Genomic DNA, 18,867 nt, shown 5'->3' on the forward strand with positions numbered 1-18,867 from the left:
TTTGCGTGCAGACCAATTTCTCCCTTGCCCAGCTTGTCGACCCGCATGTCGCGGAATCGGAAAAGATCCTGCGCAAATGCGTGCATTGCGGCTTCTGCACCGCCACCTGTCCGACCTATGTGACGCTTGGTAACGAGCTGGATTCGCCGCGCGGCCGCATCTACCTCATCAAGGACATGCTGGAGAATGGCCGGCCGGCCGACAAGGAGATCGTCACCCATATCGACCGCTGCCTGTCCTGCCTTGCCTGCATGACGACCTGCCCCTCGGGCGTGAACTATATGCACTTGGTCGACCATGCCCGCGCGCATATCCAGGAGACCTACAAGCGGCCGCTGCTCGACCGGCTGACGCGCGCCGTGTTGGCCTTCGTGCTGCCTTATCCGAACCGCTTCCGCACCGCGCTGAAATTGGCCGGGCTTGGCCGGCCGTTCATCGGCCTGTTCGAGAAATTGCCGGTGCTGAAGCCGGTCGCCGCCATGCTGAAGCTCGCGCCATCCTCGATCCCGTTGGCATCGTCAATGGCGAAACCCGGCACTCATGTCGGGCAGGGCGCGAAGCGTGGTCGCGTCGCCATCCTTACCGGCTGCGCGCAGTCGGTGCTCGATCCGGCCATCAACGACACCACCATCTCGCTGCTGACCAGGCTCGGCGTCGAGGTCGTGGTGCCGGAAGGCGAGGGCTGCTGCGGTGCGCTTGTCCACCATATGGGCCGCGAGGCGGCCGCCCTTGCTTCGGCCAGGCAGAATGTCGACGCCTGGACACGCGCTGTCGAGCGGGGCGGGCTCGATGCCATCATCATCACCGCATCGGGCTGCGGCACCACGATCAAGGATTACGGCTTCATGCTGCGTCTCGATCCGGCCTATGCCGAAAAAGCCGCGCGCGTCTCTGCCCTGGCCAGAGACGTCACCGAATATCTCGCCGCCCTCGACCTGCCCGAGCCGGTGCGCAAGCCGGGCACGATTGTCGCCTATCATTCCGCCTGCTCGATGCAGCATGGCCAGAAGATCACGCGCCAGCCGAAGGAGTTGCTGGCCAAGGCGGGCTTCGTCGTGCGCGAGCCGCGCGAGGGGCATCTCTGCTGCGGCTCGGCCGGCACCTACAACATCCTGCAGCCCGAGATTTCCGCCAAGCTGCGCGATCGCAAGGTGAAGAACATCGAGGCGACCGGCGCCGAAATCGTTGCCACCGGCAATATCGGCTGCATCACGCAGATCGCGTCCGCCGCCAGGCTGCCGGTGGTGCACACGATCAAGCTGCTCGACTGGGCCTATGGCGGTCCGAGGCCGGAAGGCGTTTCCGACAGCGGTTTGATCGCTGCCGAATGACTATTCCGCCGCGATCTGATCCGGCACGCCGTAGGTGGCGCGGTAGAGCGCGCGCTGGCGGTTGAGCGCCACCATGGTGTTGCGCAAGAGGATCGCCACCGTGAGCGGGCCGACGCCGCCGGGCACCGGCGTGATCCAGGAGGCCACTTCCTTGACGCTGTCGGTATCGACATCGCCGACGATGCGGGTTTCGCCGTCAGGCCCGATCTCGGAATTGATACCGATGTCGATGACGGCGGCGCCGGGCTTCACCATGTCGGCCTTGATCAGCCGCGGCTTGCCGACGGCGACGAACAGCGCGTCGGCGCGGCGCGCATGGGCGGCCAGCGAGCGCGTCATATGGTGGCAAACCGTCACCGTCGCGCCCTCGCTCATCAGCAGGAAGGCGATCGGCTTGCCGACGATCTCGGAATGGCCGACGACGACCACTTCGAGCCCCTTGAGCTCGAGGCCGGTCTCTTTCAGCAGTTCGACCGAGGCCGCTGCCGTGCAGGGCGCCAGGTCGAGCTGGTTGTAGACGATGTTGCCGATCGAGGCCGGGTGCATGCCTTCGACGTCCTTCAGCGGATGCACCGCCGCCTGCAGCGTCTTGATCGGAATATGCGCCGGCACCGGACGCTGGATGATGATGCCGGTGACGCGCGGGTCGGCGTTGAGGCCGTGGATCGCCGCTTCCAGCTCGCCGGCGGTGATGTCGGCGGCGAAGCGACGCTCCTCGAAACCTATGCCGGCAAGAGCCGCCTTGGCGCGCTGGTTGCGCACATAGACGTCGACCGCCGCTGTATCGCCGACGGTGATTGAAACCAGCTTCGGCGGAAAGCCTTCGGCCGTGGCGATCGCCGCGTCTTCGCGCACCGAAGCGATGATGCGCTGGGCGACCGGGCCGCCTTTCAGGTAGCGGCTGTCGTCGGTCCGGGTCATGGCTGGCACCTCTGCCTTCTGGAGCAATTCAGGGGACAGGCGCGGGAGCGGCTTTCTGTCTGGAATTGCGAAACAACTGAGATTTTGTGCAGTGCAATAGCAGAGGATCGCCGGGAAATCAGCCCCGAAAGCGAAACCGTCTGCTTCCCGGGCGACTTGCCGCGCCATGCATCAAAGGAAAAATCAAAATGAAAAGGGCAGCGCGGTTGCCCGCGCTGCCCTTTCGTGACCGGCCGTATCCCCACACGGCCCGTCCCCCGTAAACTCTGTCACCGGTTTAAGCATATCCCGCGGGATCGCACTATGACTTGGCTGCAACAGCAGGAGACTAAAAGTGTTGCGCCGTCTAACCGGCTGATTCGCTGTGACTATATCACCTCGACCGTGGTTCCGACATTCACGCGTTCGTAGAGGTCGACGACGTCCTCGTTGCGCATGCGGATGCAGCCGGATGACACCGCACCGCCGATCGTCCAGGGCTGGTTGGTGCCGTGGATGCGGTATTCGGTGGTGCCGATATAGAGCGCGCGCGCCCCGAGCGGGTTCTCCATGCCGCCCGCAAGATAGGTCGGCAGGTAACGGCCCTTGGCCGCCTCGCGCTTGATCATCTCCGCCGGTGGGCGCCAGTCCGGCCAGACCTTCTTGTCGGTGATCTTGTGGGTGCCCGACCATTCGAAGCCGGGCTTGCCGGTGCCGACGCCGTAGCGCCTCGCCTTGCCGTTCTTCTCGACCAGGAAGAGGAAGTTCTGGTGCGTGTCGATGACGATGGTGCCTGGCTTCGCCGGCCCGTCATAGGCGACTTCCTGCGGCAGGTAGACCGGATTGATCTGCGGCCGCATCACCATGCGCTTGGCCGGCTGCTGCACGGTGGCCGTCCGCTGCCCGTCGGGTTGCGCCTGGAACAGGCGGCGCAGCGGCTGCTGCGTTGCCTGGCGAGCGGGCTTGACGATGCCCGGTGCCTGGCCAAGCTGCAGCACCCAGGGCGCCGAAAGGTCGGGGCTCACCATCACCGGCGGCCGGTCGGCATAACGGTCATTGGCAAGGGAGGTCGTGGCGCCGGCGGCAAGGATCGCCGCAGCACCTAGCAGGGAGCAAAACGCTGTCTTCATCGGAACGCACCTTGATCGTCGAACTCACCCGGGGCGGAGAGGACGCCCTCGGTTTCGCGATCCTTGGCGCGGAGCGGCAAGCAAAACATGAATCGGAATGCGTAAAATGCCGCTTTGTCAGTAAACCTTTTGGTGTGGTTACCGGCCGGTTCAGGAATCTGGTAAAGCCACGGTAAAAGCGGCGCTGAAGCGCATTAACGAATGGATTTGCGAGCGATGGCGACTGAAAATGCCGGTATTCTCGACGGCCCCGACGGCAAGGCGCGCTGCTTCTGGCACGGCAACCTGCCGGACTATCTCCACTATCACGACCATGAATGGGGCCGGCCGGTAACGGATGATCGCCGGCTGTTCGAAAAGATCTGCCTGGAAGGCTTCCAGTCGGGTCTGTCGTGGCTGACCATCCTGCGCAAGCGCGAGAATTTCCGCGAGGCCTTTGCCGGTTTCGATTTCGACAAGGTGGCGGCGTTCACCGACGCGGATGTCGAGCGCCTGCTCGGCAATGCCGGCATCATCCGCCATCGCGGCAAGATCGTCTCGACCATCAACAACGCCAAGCGCGCCCGCGAGATGGTGGACGAGTTCGGCTCCCTGGCCGCCTGGTTCTGGAAGTTCGAGCCGGGTCCGCAGGAGCGGCCCGAAATCGTCGACCTGGCGCATCTGCGCGCCAATCCGACCACGGCGGTGTCGGTCAGGATATCGAAGGAATTGAAGAAGCGCGGCTGGAGCTTTGTCGGCCCGACCACGGTCTACGCCTTCATGCAGGCCATGGGCCTGGTCAACGACCATCTCGAAGGCTGCTACTGCAGGGCGGAGGTGGAGAAGGAGCGAAAGAAGCTCAAAAGGCCGAAGTAGGCGCCTTCTTCTTTCTCCCACAAGGGGAGAAGGCAAGGGTGCACGATCAAACGCTACTGGCGCCGGCCAGGAACAGTCCGGCGAGGATCGCCGCCACCGCGGCGAAGGCCGGGTAGATGACCAGAAGCCCCGTCACCAGCGCGTCGCGCGCACTCGGCTTGGCCGCCGCAACCTCAAACGGCCCGGCCGGCTGCTGCGCCGGCTTGACGGCGGCGTTGCCGGCGGGCCGCAGCCTGGCCGATCTGCCGCTCTCGATGATGTCGTTAGCCGTCGTCATGGCCCCGAACCCCTTGTTTCGGTGCGCTTTATGGTCGCCGATTGTGTCGGCAGCATGCCGCGCCGATGGCGGAATTGTTTCGTTTTTGGCGCGGTTTTGTTTCAGGCGCGCCTCTCCTTCTCCCGCGAAGGGAGAAGGAGAGCCTGCTAACCCTTGCTGCTCCAAGCCGCATCGTTTAGGAAACGCGCGCCCATTACCAGAGAAGATCATCCCATGGCCGACAAATCGGAAAAGACGAAAGCGCGGCTGCCGCGCGGTTTTGCCGACCGCAGCGCCGAAGACATTCGCGCCGTCGAGAAGATGATGGCGACGATCCGCTCGGTCTATGAGCTTTACGGCTTCGAGCCGGTCGACCAGCCGATGATCGAATACACCGACGCTTTGGGCAAATTCCTGCCCGACCAGGATCGGCCGAACGAAGGCGTTTTCTCCTTCCAGGACGACGACGACCAGTGGCTGTCGCTGCGCTATGATCTCACTGCGCCGACGGCCCGCTTCGTCGCCGAGAATTTCGACAAGCTGCCGAAACCCTATCGCAGCTACCGCTCCGGCTGGGTCTTCCGCAACGAGAAGCCCGGCCCTGGCCGCTTCCGCCAGTTCATGCAGTTCGACGCCGATACCATAGGCACGCCGGGCGTCGCCGCCGACGCCGAGATGGCGATGATGATGGCCGACGTGATGGAAGCGCTCGGCATCAAGCGCGGCGACTATGTCATCCGGGTCAACGACCGCAAGGTGCTCGACGGCGTGCTGGAAGCGATCGGGCTTGGCGGCGAGGACAATGCCGGCCGCCGGCTAACCGTGCTGCGCGCAATCGACAAGCTCGACAAGCTTGGTATCGAAGGCGTTGAAGCGCTGCTCGGCAAAGGACGGCTGGATGAATCCGGTGATTTCACCAAGGGCGCTGGCTTAGAGGAGAAGCAAATCGCACGTATTGTGCGTCCGCTTCTGCTCAACAAAGGCGAGAAAATCGCGATTTCTGCGTCTGAAGCTTTGCAGTTTGGGTTGGGGCAAGTAGATGAGATCGAGGCGGATGATCTCGATGGCCCTGTGTACGCTGTATACGACAACCATGAGACCTTAGCGCGGCTCCGCGAGGCGCTGCCTGAGACACCGCTCCTTGACCAGGGGCTAACTGAGTTAGAAACGATAGCGAGTCTGTGCACTGCATCTGGATACGCTACAAACCGTATTCGTATCGATCCCTCCGTCGTTCGCGGCCTCGAATACTACACCGGCCCGGTCTTCGAGGCCGAGCTGCTAGCCGAAATCCCCAATGAGGACGGCCAGATCGTGCGCTTCGGCTCTGTCGGCGGCGGCGGTCGCTATGACGGGCTGGTTTCGCGCTTCCGCGGCGAGCCCGTGCCGGCGACCGGTTTTTCGATCGGCGTCTCGCGGCTGATGACGGCGCTGAAGAACCTCGGCAAGCTCGACATCTCCGATGTCATCGCTCCGGTCGTCGTGCTGGTCATGGATAAGGACACCGAAAGCCTCGGCCGCTACCAGAAGATGGTCGCCGAGCTCCGCGCCGCCGGCATCCGCTCCGAAATGTATCTCGGCGGCGCCGGCATGAAGGCGCAGCTGAAATATGCCGACCGCCGCGGCAGCCCGGTCGCCATTATCCAGGGCGGCGACGAGCGCGCCAGGGGCGAGCTGCAGATCAAGGACCTGATCGAAGGCGCGCGTATGTCGGCCGAGATCACCGACAATGCCGAATGGCGCGCTACAAGGCCTGCCCAGGTGACGGTGGCGGAGAGCGAGCTGGTTGGCGAGGTGAAGAAGATTCTCGCGGCGCAGGCCGAGGAGCGATCGAAGTGACGGGCGCCGCGCTGTCTTTTCCTTCTCCCCTTGTGGGAGAAGGTGGATCGGCGCGGAGCGCCGAGACGGATGAGGGGTGTTCCAGGGAACGCCAACGCCTCATTTCTTCCAGCACCCCTCATCCGACCGAGCTTCGCTCGGCCACCTTCTCCCACAAGGGGAGAAGGGGAGGTGGCGCTTTATGACCACCCGCCCCGACATCGCCGCCGACATCGTCAAACTCTTCGCCACCCGCGACACCCACGCGGTCGAGGTCGCCGTGCTGCAGCCGGCCGATCCATTCCTCGACATGGCCGGCGAGGACCTGCGCCGCCGCATCTTCCTCACCGAGAGCGAGACCGGCAAGACGCTGTGCCTGCGGCCCGAATTCACCATCCCGGTCTGCCTCGACCACATCGCCAGCCAGGCCGGCACGCCGCGCCGCTATTCCTATCTGGGCGAGGTGTTCCGCCAGCGCCGCGACGGCGGCAACGAGTTCTTCCAGGCCGGTATCGAGGATCTTGGCGATCGCGATACGGCCGCCGCCGACGCCCGTTCACTGGCCGACGCGCATGCGCTGCTTTCGCTGGTGCTGCCCGGCCAGCCACTTGCCGTCACGCTCGGCGACCAGACCCTGTTCGAGGCGGTGCTGGCGGCGCTCGGCCTGCCGCGGGGGTGGCGCATGCGTCTTGCCCGCGCCTTCGGCTCGGCGCCGATGCTGGAAGCAGCCCTTGCCGATCTCGCCAATCCGCCGCGCAACAGCCAGCTTGCCGGTCCCGTCGCCCTGCTGGCGCTCGACGGCGATGCGGAAGGCCTTGCCGCGCATATTGCCGAAGGCATGGAGGAGGCGGGGCTGTCGGCGTCGTCCGGCCGCGCCCCGGCCGATATCGCCCGCCGGCTGATCGAGAAAGCGCAACTGCGCAGCGTGCGGCTGTCCGACGACGCCTTTTCGGCGCTCAAGGGTTTTCTCGAGATTGACGTGGCGCTCGACGGCGCGACCGCGGCGCTGGAAAAATTTGCCGCCGATGCCGGCCTGTCGCTGGGACCGGCGCTGGAGAATTTTGCCGCCCGCGCCAAGGCGATCGAGGCGCATGGCCTGTCCTCGGCGCAAATCCGCTACGACGCCGCCTTCGGCCGCCCGCTCGATTACTACACCGGCCTGGTCTTCGAGATTGCCGCGGTTGACGGCGACCGTCCGCTGGCCGGCGGCGGCCGCTACGATCGGCTGCTGACGCTGCTCGGCGCGAAAAAGCCTATCCCCGGCGTCGGCTTTTCGGTCTGGCTCGACCGTATCGAGGCTTTGCGGGAGGGCGCGCGATGATCACGCTGGCGATCCCATCGAAAGGCCGTCTCAAGGAGCAGTCCCTCGAAGTGCTGGCCAAGGCCGGCCTGGCCGTCACCTTGCCTGAGGACGATCGCAAATACCGCGCCTGCATCGACGGCCTCGACAATGTCGAGGTGGCCTTCCTGTCCGCGTCCGAGATCGCCGGCGAGATCGGCCAGGGTGCGGTCGATCTCGGCATCACCGGCGAGGACCTTTTGCGCGAGAATCTTGCCGATTGGGAAGCGCGCGCCGAGATCGTCGCCCGCCTTGGCTTCGGCCATGCCGATGTCGTGGTCGCCGTGCCCGACATCTGGCTCGACGTCGACAGCATGGCCGACCTCGACGATGTCGCCGCCGATTTCCGCCAGCGTCACGGCCGGCGGCTCAGGATCGCCACCAAATACTGGCGGCTGACGCAGCAGTTCTTTTCGCTCAAGCACGGCATCCAGGTCTACCGCATCGTCGAAAGCCTCGGCGCCACCGAAGGCGCCCCGGCTGCCGGCCTGGCGGACGTCATCGTCGACATCACCACCACCGGCTCGACGCTGCGCGCCAACCACCTCAAGGTGCTGGGCGACGGCACGATCCTGAAGTCGCAGGCCTGCCTCGTCGCTTCAAAGAAGCAGCGCGATGCGGCGGACGAGGCGGGGTTGCGGGAAATCGCCGCGAAGATGGCCGGGCTGGTCGCGTAAACCCCCATACCTTCGGCGGGTTTCCACCATCCCGACAGGCTGATAGGCTGGGCCCATCCCGGGAGGAGACGGCGATGGCGATCAAACTCGACGAACTCATGAACGCCACCAATCTGCGCCGGCGCGGCGCCAGCGGCGCCTTCGTCGCTCCGCTTGGCGGCAAGGCGCATGTGTCGGGCGACCGCTCGGTGCCCCTGCTCGACAAGACCATTCCGGGGCTGTTTTCCGACACGGTGAGCAGATACGCCACGCTCGACGCCGCCGTCTTCGTAGGACAGGACAAGCGCTTCACCTGGAGCGAGCTGTCGGACACGGTCGACGCGCTGGCTGCTGGCTTCCTGGCGCTCGGGCTGGAAAAAGGCGACCGCGTCGGCATCTGGTCGCCGAACCGTTGGGAATGGCTGGTGACGCAGTTTGCCACCGCGCGCATCGGCCTGATCTTGGTCAACATCAACCCGGCCTACCGGTTGACCGAATTGGAATACGCTCTCAACAAGGTGGGCTGCAAGGCGCTGGTCACCGCCGCGCAGTTCAAGACCTCCGACTATCTCGGGATGATCGAGACGCTGGCGCCGGAGCTCGCCAAGGCGGAGCCCGGCAAGCTCAAGGCGAAGAAACTGCCGGCGCTCGAAATCGTCATCCGCATGGGCGAAGACAACTCGCCCGGTATGTTCAATTTCGGCGATGTTCTGGCCATGGCCGGCCGCGACGAGCATGACAGCCTCGACCGCATCTCCGAAGGCCTGAAGCCCGGCGATGCCATCAACATCCAGTTCACCTCAGGCACGACCGGCGCGCCGAAGGGCGCGACGCTGACGCATTCCAACATCGTCAACAACGGCAATTTCGTCACCTCGGCGATCCGCCTCACCGTCGACGACCGGCTCTGCATCCCGGTGCCGCTCTACCATTGCTTCGGCATGTCGATGGGCACGATGGGCTGCGTCTCCAAGGGCGCCACCATGGTTTTCCCGGGCGAAGGCTTCGATGCCGGCGCGACGCTGAAAGCGGTCGCGCAGGAGCGCTGCACCGGACTCTACGGCGTGCCGACCATGTTCGTCGCCATGCTCGACCACGCCGATTTTTCCACCTTCGACTTGTCCAGCCTTCGCACCGGCATCATGGCCGGTTCGCCATGCCCGATCGAGGTGATGAAGAAGGTCGTCTCGCTCATGCACATGTCGCAAGTGACGATCGCCTATGGCATGACGGAGACCAGCCCCGTCTCCTTCCAGAGCAGCGTCGACGATCCGCTGGAAAAGCGCGTCTCCACCGTCGGCCGCATCCACCCGCATGTCGAGGTCAAGGCGATCGGCGCCGACGGCGCCACCGTCGCGGTCGGCGAGCCGGGCGAGCTCTGCACGCGTGGCTATTCGGTGATGAAGGGCTATTGGGACGACGCCGACAAGACCCGCGAGGCGATCGACGCCGACGGCTGGATGCACACCGGCGACCTCGCGACGATCGACGCCGAGGGCTATTGCAACATCGTCGGCCGGGTGAAGGACATGGTCATCCGCGGCGGCGAGAACGTCTATCCGCGCGAAGTCGAGGAATTCCTCTACCGCCATCCCAAGATCAAGGAAGTGCAGGTCTTCGGCATTCCGGACGACAAATATGGCGAAGAGCTCTGCGCCTGGATCGTCCTGAAGCCCGGCCAGATCGCCACCGCCGAGGAGATCAAGGCCTTCTGCGCCGGCCAGATAGCGCATTACAAGGTGCCGCGCTACATCCGCTTCCGCACCGAGCTGCCGATGACGGTGACCGGCAAGCCGCAGAAATTCCTGATGCGCGAGGCGATGGTGGAGGAATTGGGATTGGTGACGCAGAAGACGGCGTGAAACGGCATTTATGGACAACGAGTTTCCAAATTTCGCGGCGCTGAGAGCCGCCAAAATCGAAAACATGGATTATCGCATAGTCGTCCGGCGCGGCGCGCGAACCGGCGGCGCGATCGTCATGGCACCGCATGGCGGCAAGATCGAGCCCCGCACCTCGCTGATCACCGAGACGATAGCGGGGCGCGATCTCGATATGTATTGCTTTGAAGGGCTCATGCCGGAAAGCAACCGGGAGCTGCACATAACGTCCAGGAATTTCGACGAGGCAACCGCGCTGGAACTGTTGCGGACGAAGTCCACTGTCGTCACCATCCACGGCCGCCAGGATCGGGACGATCCCGCGACAGTCTACCTGGGCGGCAAGGACGCCGCGTTGGTTTCAGAGATCGCATGGCGTCTGCAGGAGACCGGCTTCCAGACGAAAAAGGACAATCATCCGTTTCCAGGTATCCAGGATTCGAACATCGTTAACCGAGGACTGACGGGGAAAGGCGCACAGCTGGAAGTGCCCCTGTCGCTGCGCCGTCGGCTGGGGAACGAGCCGGAGCTTCTGGAAAGATTCTGTGGGGCGGTTCGCAAGGCCATTGATGTATTCGACGCTAGAAATGGCGCCCAGTCCTCAATAGTATTTTGACCGACCGGCTTGGCGGGCAAGGATGCCCGTGACAGGTGCTCTCTACGCGCTTTTACGCTAAGTTCGCGGGAAACGCGTGGCGTAAGAGCAATTCCAGGAAAAGTGTGAGCGGTTAAGTTCGGCGTCTTCGCCGTAAGTTCCGTCCGGAATTGCGGAAAAACAAAGAGATAGAGCGGTTCGCCGTTTCCGTGAAACGGTGAAACGCTCTTGGGTGGGCTTGGATGACTGGTTACGGGCGGTCGGTGACTTCCTACACGATGCCGTTGGCGGCGCTGGCCATGGCTTTCGCAGTCAGGGCCAGCGGCCTTTCGGTCGACGAAGGGGCGCTGAACGCCAGGATACTGGTTGGAGCGCTGTCCAGCGCCATCATGTTCACCACCATTTTCGTCGTGCTCGACCACGCCGAGGCAGTCGCCCGGCGCGTGGGGGAGCCCTACGGAACCTTGGTGCTGACTTTTGCGGTGACGGCGATCGAAGTGTCGATCATCGTCTCCATGATGCTGCACGGCGCAAACAACCCGACGCTGGCGCGCGAATCCGTCTTCTCGACGGTGATGATTACCTCCACTGGCGTTGTCGGCATCTGTCTCACGCTTGGCGGCTGGCGCTATCGCAAGCAGGCGATCGTCCGGCAAGGGACCAGCGCCTACCTGTCGGTTCTGATCGCGCTGACCGTGATGACGCTTATTCTTCCGACCTACACCCAGGCCACGGATCCCGGCACGTTTTCGGCGGCTCAGCTTGGTTTCGTAAGCGTCCTTTCGGTACTGCTCTATGCGAGCTTCGTGTTTGCCCAGACCGTCCGGCACCGGGAGGACTTCGTCCAGGAACAGGCGCATGACGTTCCGACGCGAACCGCTTCCCACGACAGCATTTCCGTCAGCGCCCTGCTACTGTTGTGCGGGCTGGTCGGCATCGTCCTGCTCGCCGAGCAGGTCGCCGCGAGCGTGGAGGATGCGCTCGCCGCCTACCAGGTGACCCAGGCCGATAGCATTGTGGGGGCAATGATTGCGGCTCTGGTTCTGATGCCGGAAGCCATTTCGGCGATCCGCGCCTCGTTCAGGAATGAGCTGCAGCGCAGCCTGAATGTCGCGATGGGCTCGGCCTGCGCCACGATCGGTTTGACGATACCGGCGGTCGCGGCCGCCAGCCTGCTGACGGGCAGGGGGCTGACCCTGGGGCTTCCGGCGTCAGATGCCGTGCTTCTGGTGCTGGCGCTTTTCATATGCAGCGTGAGCTTCAGCACCGAAAGAACGACGTTCCTGACCGGCATGGTCCATGTCGTGGTGTTTTTCACCTATGTGTTTCTGATCTTTGTGCCGTGAAGGCTTGGTGGAAGCCGGCAAGGATAGATACGGCTGGCAGGTAACCCGACGCATGGCCGCTCTACGATCGCCGGCCTGCCTTCATCTCTGACGGCCTTGGCGCCGAGCCTGGTTCCTGGACGAGCGGACCGAGCAGCACTTCGCCGAACAGCGGCTGATAGCTGCGGCGTACGGCCGGATCCTCCTTGAAGGACAGCGCGTATTGGCCAATCTGGTGGAAATAGGTGATGCGCGCCCTGACCAGGCTTTCGTCGGGCGAATAGCCCATCGCACGGAAGGAGCGGTCGAGCAGCGCGATGCGCAAATCGTCCATGTCCTTCACTTCCTGCGCCAGCTTCCGCGATGTCCGTGACCAGTCGCGCACGGCAAGATCGAGCAGGGGACTGAAGGGCGCCTCGTCGACCCAGACATGCACGATGTCGGTGAAGAACCGCAGGCCGTCCACGTCATGCGTCTCTCGCATCGCCCAGAACGGCGCGCAGTTGATGTCGCGCCATTCCTGCAGCAGCCCGTCGCGGAGGTCGGCGAGGCTGATGAAGTGGAAATAGAAACTGCCGCGCGTGACCTTGAGCTGCTTGGACAGGCGGTCGATCTTGACCTCGGCGATGCCGCGCTTTTCCAGCACCTTGCGCGCCGCCGCGATCCACGCCTCGCGGCTCAGCGTCTGCCGTGCTGCTGATCCGCTGCGCGCCCGGGACGATCGTTTGGTCTTCGCCGAGGCGGCATCCGCTTTCAACTGCTTCCAGGCCTCCGTGGCGGCCGGTGGCAATTCGCCCGGCCATCCCTGATCAATCCGATGTTTGCCCGCTTCGCAACCCGCAACCGTCGCCGTCCACCGTGGAACGCTGTCTCTCCTGGCCCATGCATGTCGTTCTCGAGCGAAACCGCCATGCTTTCTGGGCTCAGGGCAATGCGCTGATCCGCTGCAGCATGAGCTCGAAGAACGGCGCCGGCTCGATGCGGCGCAGCACGTTGCAATTCTTGCGCCGTCCGGTGACATGCCACCAGTCGACCACGGTCATGCCGATCGTCTCGGGCGAGACGATGTCCACCGTCACCGCGCATTGGCGCTTTTCGTAGATCTCCGGCGCCAGCAGATAGCCGGTTACGCAGGCATCGTGGATCGGCCGCCCCGGGGTGCCGAATTTGTGGCTGCCATACTGGCGGTAGAAGTCGGCGAGGTTGGCAGCCTCCATCGCCGCCCTGCTGCCGGTGGCGCGCAGGCGGTCGAGCCACTCCAGCGTCATTATCGCCGTGTAGGTGCAGTCGATGCCCGCCATCGTCAGCGGCACGCCGCTGTCGAACACCTTGTGCGCCGCGTGCGGGTCGACGAAGATATTGAACTCGGCGGCGGGCGTCGCATTGCCGCCCTCGAAGAAGCCGCCGCCCATCAGTACCACTTCGCGCAGGCGCGGGATGATCCTGGGCTCCATGGTCATGGCCATCGCCAGATTGGTCATTGGTCCGAGCGTGCAGACGGTCAGCTCGCCTTCCGGCGCGTCCATGATCGCCCGGACGAGATAATTGACGCCATGCTCGCTCTGCAGCGGCGTTACCGGCTCGGGGAGATCGGCGCCGTCGAGCCCGGTCTTGCCGTGCACATATTCGGCGGTCATCAGCTTCTTCACCATCGGCCCCGGACAGCCGGCGTAAACCGGCACGTCGGGCCGCCCGGCAAGCTCGACCACTTTCAGCGCATTCTTCGACGTCAGCGGCAGCGGCACATTGCCGCCGACGGTGGTGATGCCCACCACCTCGATCTCGGACGGCGAGCCGAGCGCGAACAGAATGGCGAAGGCATCGTCCTGGCCGGGATCGGTGTCGATGATGATCTTGCGTGGTGCCATGTCGTGCCTGCTTTCGAAAGCCTATTGATGAGCCCGTCTGGATGTGTAGAAATACAGTACTGTATCTTATGTTCAAGACAGGATGATCGAAAATGGGCGAACGAGAGCGCGGCGACTTTTCCGAAATTCCGATCCTCGACGTGTCGGCTCTCTACGGCGCCGACCAGGATGCGATCCGGGCGACGGCGGCGACGCTGCGCCGCTATCTCGAGACGGTCGGCTTCCTATACGTCGTCGGCCATCCGATCCCGCGCGCCGATGTCGAGGCGGTGCGCGAGGCAAGCAAGCGCTTCTTTGCCTTGCCGGAGGATGAAAAGCTCAAGCTCAAGATCGACCGGAATTTCCGCGGCTATCTGCCCTTCGCCGGTTCGACCATCGTCACCTCGTCGGTCGCGACCGTCAGCAAGCCCAACCAGAGCGAGTCGATTTTCTTCATGCATGAGGTCGGCGAAGATGATCCTCGGGCTCTCGCCGAAAAGCCGCTGCAAGGTCCCAACCAGTGGCCGGACGAGGCCGCGCTGGGCGGCTTCCGGGAAACGATCGAGAACTATGTCGGCGAGATGAGCACGCTTGCCCGCAAAATGGTCGGCGCCATCGCGCTGTCGCTCGGCCTTCCGGCCGGCAGCCTCGATCGCTATTTCGATCAGCCGACAACCTTCCTCAGGCTGCTGCACTATCCGACGCAGCCGCACGAGGAGGGGCTGTTCGGCTCCGCCCCGCATACCGATTATGGTTTCATCACCTTGCTTGCGCAGGATGACGTGGGCGGCCTGGAGGTCAAGAACAAGGCTGGCGAATGGGTGCCCGCGCCGCCGATCCCGGATTCCTTCGTCATGAATGTCGGCGACATCCTGGCGCGCTGGTCGAACGACCAGTTCGTCTCGACGCCGCATCGCGTCATCAACAGGTCCGGGCGCGAGCGCTACTCGCAGCCCTTTTTCTTCGACCCGTCGATGGACGAGACGATCGCGGCATTGCCCGTCTGCGTGCCCGCCGGCGCCAGCCCAAAATACGAGCCGGTGCTCTATGGCGACTATCTGATGGAGCGCATCGACAAGAACTATCACTACCGCAAGAAGAAGGCCGCGGAGGCGGCGAGCGCGTAGGCGATCGGACGGTCCGCCCCTGCGTCGACCTGTTCATGGCGCGCCGGGGCAATGAAGAATGAGCAACAGGGGAACGAAAATGAGAACAAACCTACGCATGGCCGGCCTTGCGCTGGCTGCTTTCGCCACGGCCTGGAGCGGCCTTTCCAAAGCCGCCGAAATTCCGAAGTCGGATGAGGTCAAGCAGTCGGGCGCGCTCACCGTCGCCAACACGGTCGACTTCGCGCCGTTCGAATATCTCGACGCCGACGGCAAGCAAACCGGCATCATCATCGACCTCGCCGGCGAGGTGGCGAAAGCCCTCGACGCCAAGCTGGACGTCCAGCGCATTCCGTTCCCATCGATGATCCCCGGCCTCGCCGCCGGCCGCTTCAAGATCGCCTGGGAGACCTTCTCGGCGACGCCCGAGCGCTTGAAGCAGGTCGACTTCATCATGTTCCTCAAGGCCGGCATCGCCGTTTCGACGACGCCCGACAAGAAGGACAGCCTGTCCGCCGACAACGGCCTGTGCGGCAAGCGCATCGGCGCCACCGGCGGCAGCGCTTCGGACTTCCTGATCGACAAGCTGAGCAAGGACTGCACCGACAAAGGGCAGGCGGCGATCCAGAAGTCGCTGTTCAACTCCACCGCCGACAGCACCCAGGCGACGCTCTCCGACCGCATCGACGCCCGTATGGACGACGCGACCGCGTCGAGCTACTTCGAGGTGACCAGCAAGGGCCAGCTCGTCGTGTTGCCGAAGCTCTATGAGGTTGCCCCGCTCGGCATGGCAATCGCCAAGGACGACAAGGGCACCGCCGACATGATGGTCGCCGCGCTTTCCGAGCTGTTCAAGAACGGTACCTACAAGACCATTCTCGAGAAATACGGCATGGGCGCCTACGCAATCAAGGAACCCTATTTCGTCAACAGCATGGATGCGCTGCGCGCGGACTAAGGCAATCGATCCGAAATCGGAATCGATTTTCGCGAAGGACCATCGCAAAATCAGCACGACGTGTTTGCGCGCCCGGCAGGGCGCGCCAGCGTTTGAACGGGACATCGGCATCCGGTCAGCCGGATGCCTGACATGATCAGGAGTTGAGCGATGGGCGCGGCCCTCCCGACCGAGATGAGCATCGAGCAAGGCGCCGCCGCCGCGGTGGCCCGGCTCACCGTCGTGCCGCAGCGCCGCTATGGCATCTGGGTCGGCACGGCGCTCGCCTTGCTGCTGGCTTTCCTCATCATCCGGGCCTTCGCCAGCAACCCGGCCTTCGCCTGGGGCACGGCCGGGGGCTATCTCTTCCATCCTTCGATCATGCGCGGCCTCGCCAACACCCTGATCCTCACCGTGGTGATCATGGCGCTGGCGATCGTCATCGGCACCGTGATCGCCATCATGCGCGTGTCGCCGAGCGCGGTGCTGCGCGGCTTTGCCGGCGTGTATGTCTGGTTCTTCCGCGGCGTGCCGGCGCTGATCCAGCTCATCTTCTGGTTCAACCTGTCGCTGCTGGTGCGCGAGGTCTCGCTGACCGTTCCGTTCCTGGGCACGCTTTTTTCCGTTCGCACCAACGATTTCATGACGCCCTTCTTCTCGGCCGTCGTCGCGCTTTCGCTCTGCGAGGCGGGCTATATGGCCGAGATCATCCGCGCCGGCATCAAGTCGGTGCCGTCGGGCCAGGCGGAGGCGGCGAGCGCGCTCGGCATGCCCTATCGAATGATCCTGAAACGCATCACGCTGCCGCAGGCCATGCGTTTCGTGCTGCCGCCGACCGGAAACGAGGCCATCAACCTGCTCAAGATGACATCGCTGGTGACCTTCATCGCGGTCGACGATCTGTTCTATTCGGCCCAGAGCATCTACGCGCGCACCTTCGAGACGATCCCGCTGCTGATCGTGGTGGCGTTCTGGTACCTTGCGGTGGTCAGCATCATGTCGGTCGGCCAGCATTTCCTCGAGCGTCATTTCGGCCGCAGCGACACGCGCCGCGAGCCGCTCTCGATGCGCACGCTGCGCAACGCCATCAGCCTGCGCGGCATTGCCCGATGAGCGATGTGAAGTCCGAGAACCGCGCCCGCTTCGGTGTGCCCGCCGATTCCATGGTGTTTGCGCGTGGCGTGCGCAAATCCTACAGCCAGTTGGAAGTGCTCAAGGGCATCGACCTCGATGTTCCGGCAGGCTCCGTCGCTTGCATCATCGGCCCGTCCGGCTCCGGCAAGAGCACCTTCCTGCGCTGCATCAACCATCTGGAGAAGATCAGCGGCGGCCTCCTGCTCGTCGACGGCCAGTTCGTCGGCTACGACCTCCGGGACGACAAGCTCTACGAAGTCAAGGACGATTTGCTCTGCCAGCGGCGCGCCGAGATCGGCATGCTGTTCCAATCCTTCAACCTGTTCTCGCACATGACCGTGATGGAGAACCTCATCGAGGCGCCGACGCAGGTGCGGCGCATCGCGCCCGACCAGGCCAAGGCCGAGGCGGAAATCCTGCTCAAGCGCGTCGGCCTGCTCGACAAGGTCGACCGCTACCCGCGCGAATTGTCCGGCGGCCAGCAGCAGCGTGTGGCGATCGCCCGCGCCATGGCGATGAAGCCGAAGGTGCTGCTCTTCGACGAGCCGACCTCGGCGCTCGACCCCGAGCTCGTCGGCGAGGTTCTGCAGGTCATGCGCGACCTGGCCGAGAGCGGCATGACCATGGTCGTCGTCACCCATGAGATCGGTTTTGCCCGCGAGATCGGCGACCAGCTTGTCTTCATGGACGGCGGCGTCATCGTCGAGCGCGGCGCGCCGCGCCAGATGATCGCCGATCCGCAGTCGCCCCGCACGCGCGAATTCCTGTCTCGGGTGCTTTGATTTCGGCCCGATGTCGGCTTCACGCCGCCAGCACCGCCCGATCCAGTCCGCGTATGATCCTTGCCAGCTCCACACACTCGTCCTGCCGCACCTTGTTCTTCCGCCAGGCCATGCAGATCATGCGCTGCGGCATCGGCTCCTGGAACGGCACGATCCTCAGGTCCGGCATGACGCCGGCGGCACTTGCCGCCATTTCCGGCACCAGCGTGACGCCGAGCCCATGCGCCACCATCTGGAGGAGTGTCGTCAGGCTGGTCGCGCCATAGCTTGCCATCGCCACCGGCCGCACATTGCCGCAGACGGCCAAGGCCTGCTCGCGCAGGCAGTGGCCTTCCTCCAGAAGCATGAGCCGCTCCAGCGCCGGGCTCTCGGGCGGCACCGGCGGTGAGGCGAAGGCCGGATCGCCGGCGGGAACGGCGAGGAAGAAGCGGTCGGGGAAAAGCCCTTCGGTGACGATCGCCGGCTGATCGAGCGGCAAGGCCGCGATGAAGGCGTCGAGCCGGCCCGACGTCGCGTCCTCGACCAGCGACGCGGTCACCGCCTCGCGCAGTTCGAGCTGCAGGGAAGGGTAATGCTTTTTCAACTCCGGCAGCACGTGCGGCAGGAGGTAGGGCGCGACGGTCGGGATGATGCCCAGCCGGAAGCGTCCCTCCATGGTCGGGCGGCCGCGCCGGGCAGTCGTCTCGACGTCACGTATGTCGGCCAGAATGCGTTCGATACGCGGCTGCAGGGCAAGCGCCTCGTCGGTCATGCGCACCGTCTTGCCGCCGCGCTCGAACAACAGGCAGTTCAGCCGCTCTTCCATCTCGGCGATCTGCGCGGAAAGGGCCGGCTGGCTGACGCCGGCAAGCTTCGCGGCGCGGCCGAAATGCAGCGTCTGCGCCAGCGCGTCGAAATATTGCATCTGCCGGACTGTGAGGCCAATCATAAGAAAATCCTATCAAATGAAACAGGAAAGGCAATTTGTCTTTATCGG

At 64.2% G+C, this 18,867-nt stretch carries 18 protein-coding genes; 12 read left to right on the forward strand and 6 right to left on the reverse strand.

Annotated features, from left to right (window positions below; translation table 11 throughout):
- Nucleotides 1-5 precede the first annotated feature (5 nt).
- Nucleotides 6-1,331, forward strand: a complete 1,326-nt coding sequence (gene glcF / locus RFM52_RS25385) for a glycolate oxidase subunit GlcF (protein ID WP_320298503.1) — start codon at nucleotides 6-8, stop codon at nucleotides 1,329-1,331.
- On the opposite strand, the gene RFM52_RS25390 is transcribed toward glcF, so the two are convergent.
- Together RFM52_RS25390 and RFM52_RS25395 are read right to left on the reverse strand one after the other, a co-directional pair.
- A complete protein-coding gene (locus RFM52_RS25390) occupies nucleotides 1,332-2,252 on the reverse strand; it encodes a bifunctional 5,10-methylenetetrahydrofolate dehydrogenase/5,10-methenyltetrahydrofolate cyclohydrolase (protein WP_320298504.1) in 921 nt (306 codons plus the stop codon). It lies immediately after the preceding gene.
- 368 nt (nucleotides 2,253-2,620) lie between these two features.
- A complete protein-coding gene (locus RFM52_RS25395) occupies nucleotides 2,621-3,361 on the reverse strand; it encodes a L,D-transpeptidase (protein WP_320298505.1) in 741 nt (246 codons plus the stop codon).
- Between the two features lie 216 nt (nucleotides 3,362-3,577).
- Between RFM52_RS25395 and RFM52_RS25400 the strand changes: the two genes are divergently transcribed.
- Nucleotides 3,578-4,216 carry a DNA-3-methyladenine glycosylase I gene (locus RFM52_RS25400; protein ID WP_320298506.1) on the forward strand — a complete coding sequence of 213 codons (639 nt, stop codon included), beginning with the start codon at nucleotides 3,578-3,580 and terminating at the stop codon, nucleotides 4,214-4,216.
- Between the two features lie 46 nt (nucleotides 4,217-4,262).
- Here RFM52_RS25400 and RFM52_RS25405 read toward each other — a convergent pair whose 3' ends face one another.
- Entirely contained in the window at nucleotides 4,263-4,493 is a 231-nt protein-coding gene (locus RFM52_RS25405; protein ID WP_320298507.1) for a hypothetical protein, read from the reverse strand.
- 213 nt (nucleotides 4,494-4,706) lie between these two features.
- Between RFM52_RS25405 and hisS the strand changes: the two genes are divergently transcribed.
- The 6 genes from hisS (at nucleotide 4,707) to RFM52_RS25435 (ending at nucleotide 12,106) form a co-directional block, all read left to right on the forward strand.
- A complete protein-coding gene (hisS, locus tag RFM52_RS25410; RefSeq protein WP_320298508.1) occupies nucleotides 4,707-6,311 on the forward strand; it encodes a histidine--tRNA ligase in 1,605 nt (534 codons plus the stop codon).
- Between the two features lie 181 nt (nucleotides 6,312-6,492).
- Nucleotides 6,493-7,611 (forward strand): ATP phosphoribosyltransferase regulatory subunit, encoded by a 1,119-nt coding sequence (locus RFM52_RS25415; protein WP_320298509.1) that lies wholly within the window; start codon nucleotides 6,493-6,495, stop codon nucleotides 7,609-7,611.
- Complete coding sequence (hisG, locus tag RFM52_RS25420; RefSeq protein ID WP_320298510.1) at nucleotides 7,608-8,306, forward strand: ATP phosphoribosyltransferase; 699 nt, start codon at nucleotides 7,608-7,610, stop codon at nucleotides 8,304-8,306. The genes RFM52_RS25415 and hisG overlap by 4 nt, the downstream gene beginning before the upstream one ends.
- Nucleotides 8,307-8,380: 74 nt before the next feature.
- A complete protein-coding gene (locus RFM52_RS25425; protein ID WP_320298511.1) occupies nucleotides 8,381-10,147 on the forward strand; it encodes an AMP-binding protein in 1,767 nt (588 codons plus the stop codon).
- 10 nt (nucleotides 10,148-10,157) lie between these two features.
- Nucleotides 10,158-10,781, forward strand: coding sequence for a poly-gamma-glutamate hydrolase family protein (locus RFM52_RS25430; RefSeq protein ID WP_320298512.1), 624 nt, complete (start codon nucleotides 10,158-10,160; stop codon nucleotides 10,779-10,781).
- A 257-nt stretch (nucleotides 10,782-11,038) separates the two neighbouring features.
- A complete protein-coding gene (locus RFM52_RS25435) occupies nucleotides 11,039-12,106 on the forward strand; it encodes a calcium:cation antiporter (RefSeq protein WP_320298513.1) in 1,068 nt (355 codons plus the stop codon).
- A gap of 61 nt (nucleotides 12,107-12,167) precedes the next feature.
- On the opposite strand, the gene RFM52_RS25440 is transcribed toward RFM52_RS25435, so the two are convergent.
- Nucleotides 12,168-12,842 carry a TetR/AcrR family transcriptional regulator gene (locus RFM52_RS25440; RefSeq protein ID WP_320298571.1) on the reverse strand — a complete coding sequence of 225 codons (675 nt, stop codon included), beginning with the start codon at nucleotides 12,840-12,842 and terminating at the stop codon, nucleotides 12,168-12,170.
- A 166-nt stretch (nucleotides 12,843-13,008) separates the two neighbouring features.
- The gene (locus RFM52_RS25445) at nucleotides 13,009-13,953 is read right to left on the reverse strand and encodes a nucleoside hydrolase (protein ID WP_320298514.1); all 945 of its coding nucleotides are present in this window, start codon (nucleotides 13,951-13,953) and stop codon (nucleotides 13,009-13,011) included.
- 92 nt (nucleotides 13,954-14,045) lie between these two features.
- On the opposite strand from RFM52_RS25445, the gene RFM52_RS25450 reads away from it, so the two are divergent.
- The 4 genes from RFM52_RS25450 to RFM52_RS25465 all read left to right on the forward strand — a co-directional run bounded on the left by RFM52_RS25450 (nucleotide 14,046) and on the right by RFM52_RS25465 (nucleotide 17,891).
- Entirely contained in the window at nucleotides 14,046-15,059 is a 1,014-nt protein-coding gene (locus RFM52_RS25450) for an isopenicillin N synthase family dioxygenase (RefSeq protein WP_320298515.1), read from the forward strand.
- A 79-nt stretch (nucleotides 15,060-15,138) separates the two neighbouring features.
- Nucleotides 15,139-15,996 carry an ABC transporter substrate-binding protein gene (locus RFM52_RS25455; RefSeq protein WP_320298516.1) on the forward strand — a complete coding sequence of 286 codons (858 nt, stop codon included), beginning with the start codon at nucleotides 15,139-15,141 and terminating at the stop codon, nucleotides 15,994-15,996.
- Between the two features lie 150 nt (nucleotides 15,997-16,146).
- Nucleotides 16,147-17,088, forward strand: a complete 942-nt coding sequence (locus RFM52_RS25460; RefSeq protein ID WP_320298517.1) for an amino acid ABC transporter permease — start codon at nucleotides 16,147-16,149, stop codon at nucleotides 17,086-17,088.
- Nucleotides 17,085-17,891: an amino acid ABC transporter ATP-binding protein gene (locus RFM52_RS25465; protein ID WP_320298518.1), complete on the forward strand. Its 807-nt coding sequence runs from the start codon at nucleotides 17,085-17,087 to the stop codon at nucleotides 17,889-17,891. The genes RFM52_RS25460 and RFM52_RS25465 overlap by 4 nt, the downstream gene beginning before the upstream one ends.
- Nucleotides 17,892-17,910: 19 nt before the next feature.
- Here RFM52_RS25465 and RFM52_RS25470 read toward each other — a convergent pair whose 3' ends face one another.
- Nucleotides 17,911-18,819 (reverse strand): hydrogen peroxide-inducible genes activator, encoded by a 909-nt coding sequence (locus tag RFM52_RS25470; RefSeq protein ID WP_041009968.1) that lies wholly within the window; start codon nucleotides 18,817-18,819, stop codon nucleotides 17,911-17,913.
- Between the last annotated feature and the right edge of the window lie 48 nt (nucleotides 18,820-18,867).

Source organism: Mesorhizobium humile, assembly GCF_033977215.1.
Classification (GTDB): Bacteria; Pseudomonadota; Alphaproteobacteria; order Rhizobiales; family Rhizobiaceae; genus Mesorhizobium; species Mesorhizobium humile.

What these genes read in the sequence shown, in the direction of transcription:
- RFM52_RS25470 (WP_041009968.1), bottom strand. Translation starts at nt 18,819, where the DNA reads ATGATTGGCCTCACAGTCCGGCAGATGCAATATTTCGACGCGCTGGCG.
- RFM52_RS25445 (WP_320298514.1), bottom strand. Translation starts at nt 13,953, where the DNA reads ATGGCACCACGCAAGATCATCATCGACACCGATCCCGGCCAGGACGAT.
- RFM52_RS25430 (WP_320298512.1), top strand. Translation starts at nt 10,158, where the DNA reads ATGGACAACGAGTTTCCAAATTTCGCGGCGCTGAGAGCCGCCAAAATC.
- hisS (WP_320298508.1), top strand. Translation starts at nt 4,707, where the DNA reads ATGGCCGACAAATCGGAAAAGACGAAAGCGCGGCTGCCGCGCGGTTTT.
- RFM52_RS25415 (WP_320298509.1), top strand. Translation starts at nt 6,493, where the DNA reads ATGACCACCCGCCCCGACATCGCCGCCGACATCGTCAAACTCTTCGCC.
- RFM52_RS25395 (WP_320298505.1), bottom strand. Translation starts at nt 3,361, where the DNA reads ATGAAGACAGCGTTTTGCTCCCTGCTAGGTGCTGCGGCGATCCTTGCC.
- RFM52_RS25450 (WP_320298515.1), top strand. Translation starts at nt 14,046, where the DNA reads ATGGGCGAACGAGAGCGCGGCGACTTTTCCGAAATTCCGATCCTCGAC.
- RFM52_RS25400 (WP_320298506.1), top strand. Translation starts at nt 3,578, where the DNA reads ATGGCGACTGAAAATGCCGGTATTCTCGACGGCCCCGACGGCAAGGCG.
- RFM52_RS25465 (WP_320298518.1), top strand. Translation starts at nt 17,085, where the DNA reads ATGAGCGATGTGAAGTCCGAGAACCGCGCCCGCTTCGGTGTGCCCGCC.
- RFM52_RS25390 (WP_320298504.1), bottom strand. Translation starts at nt 2,252, where the DNA reads ATGACCCGGACCGACGACAGCCGCTACCTGAAAGGCGGCCCGGTCGCC.
- RFM52_RS25460 (WP_320298517.1), top strand. Translation starts at nt 16,147, where the DNA reads ATGGGCGCGGCCCTCCCGACCGAGATGAGCATCGAGCAAGGCGCCGCC.
- RFM52_RS25405 (WP_320298507.1), bottom strand. Translation starts at nt 4,493, where the DNA reads ATGACGACGGCTAACGACATCATCGAGAGCGGCAGATCGGCCAGGCTG.
- RFM52_RS25435 (WP_320298513.1), top strand. Translation starts at nt 11,039, where the DNA reads ATGCCGTTGGCGGCGCTGGCCATGGCTTTCGCAGTCAGGGCCAGCGGC.
- hisG (WP_320298510.1), top strand. Translation starts at nt 7,608, where the DNA reads ATGATCACGCTGGCGATCCCATCGAAAGGCCGTCTCAAGGAGCAGTCC.
- RFM52_RS25425 (WP_320298511.1), top strand. Translation starts at nt 8,381, where the DNA reads ATGGCGATCAAACTCGACGAACTCATGAACGCCACCAATCTGCGCCGG.
- RFM52_RS25455 (WP_320298516.1), top strand. Translation starts at nt 15,139, where the DNA reads ATGAGAACAAACCTACGCATGGCCGGCCTTGCGCTGGCTGCTTTCGCC.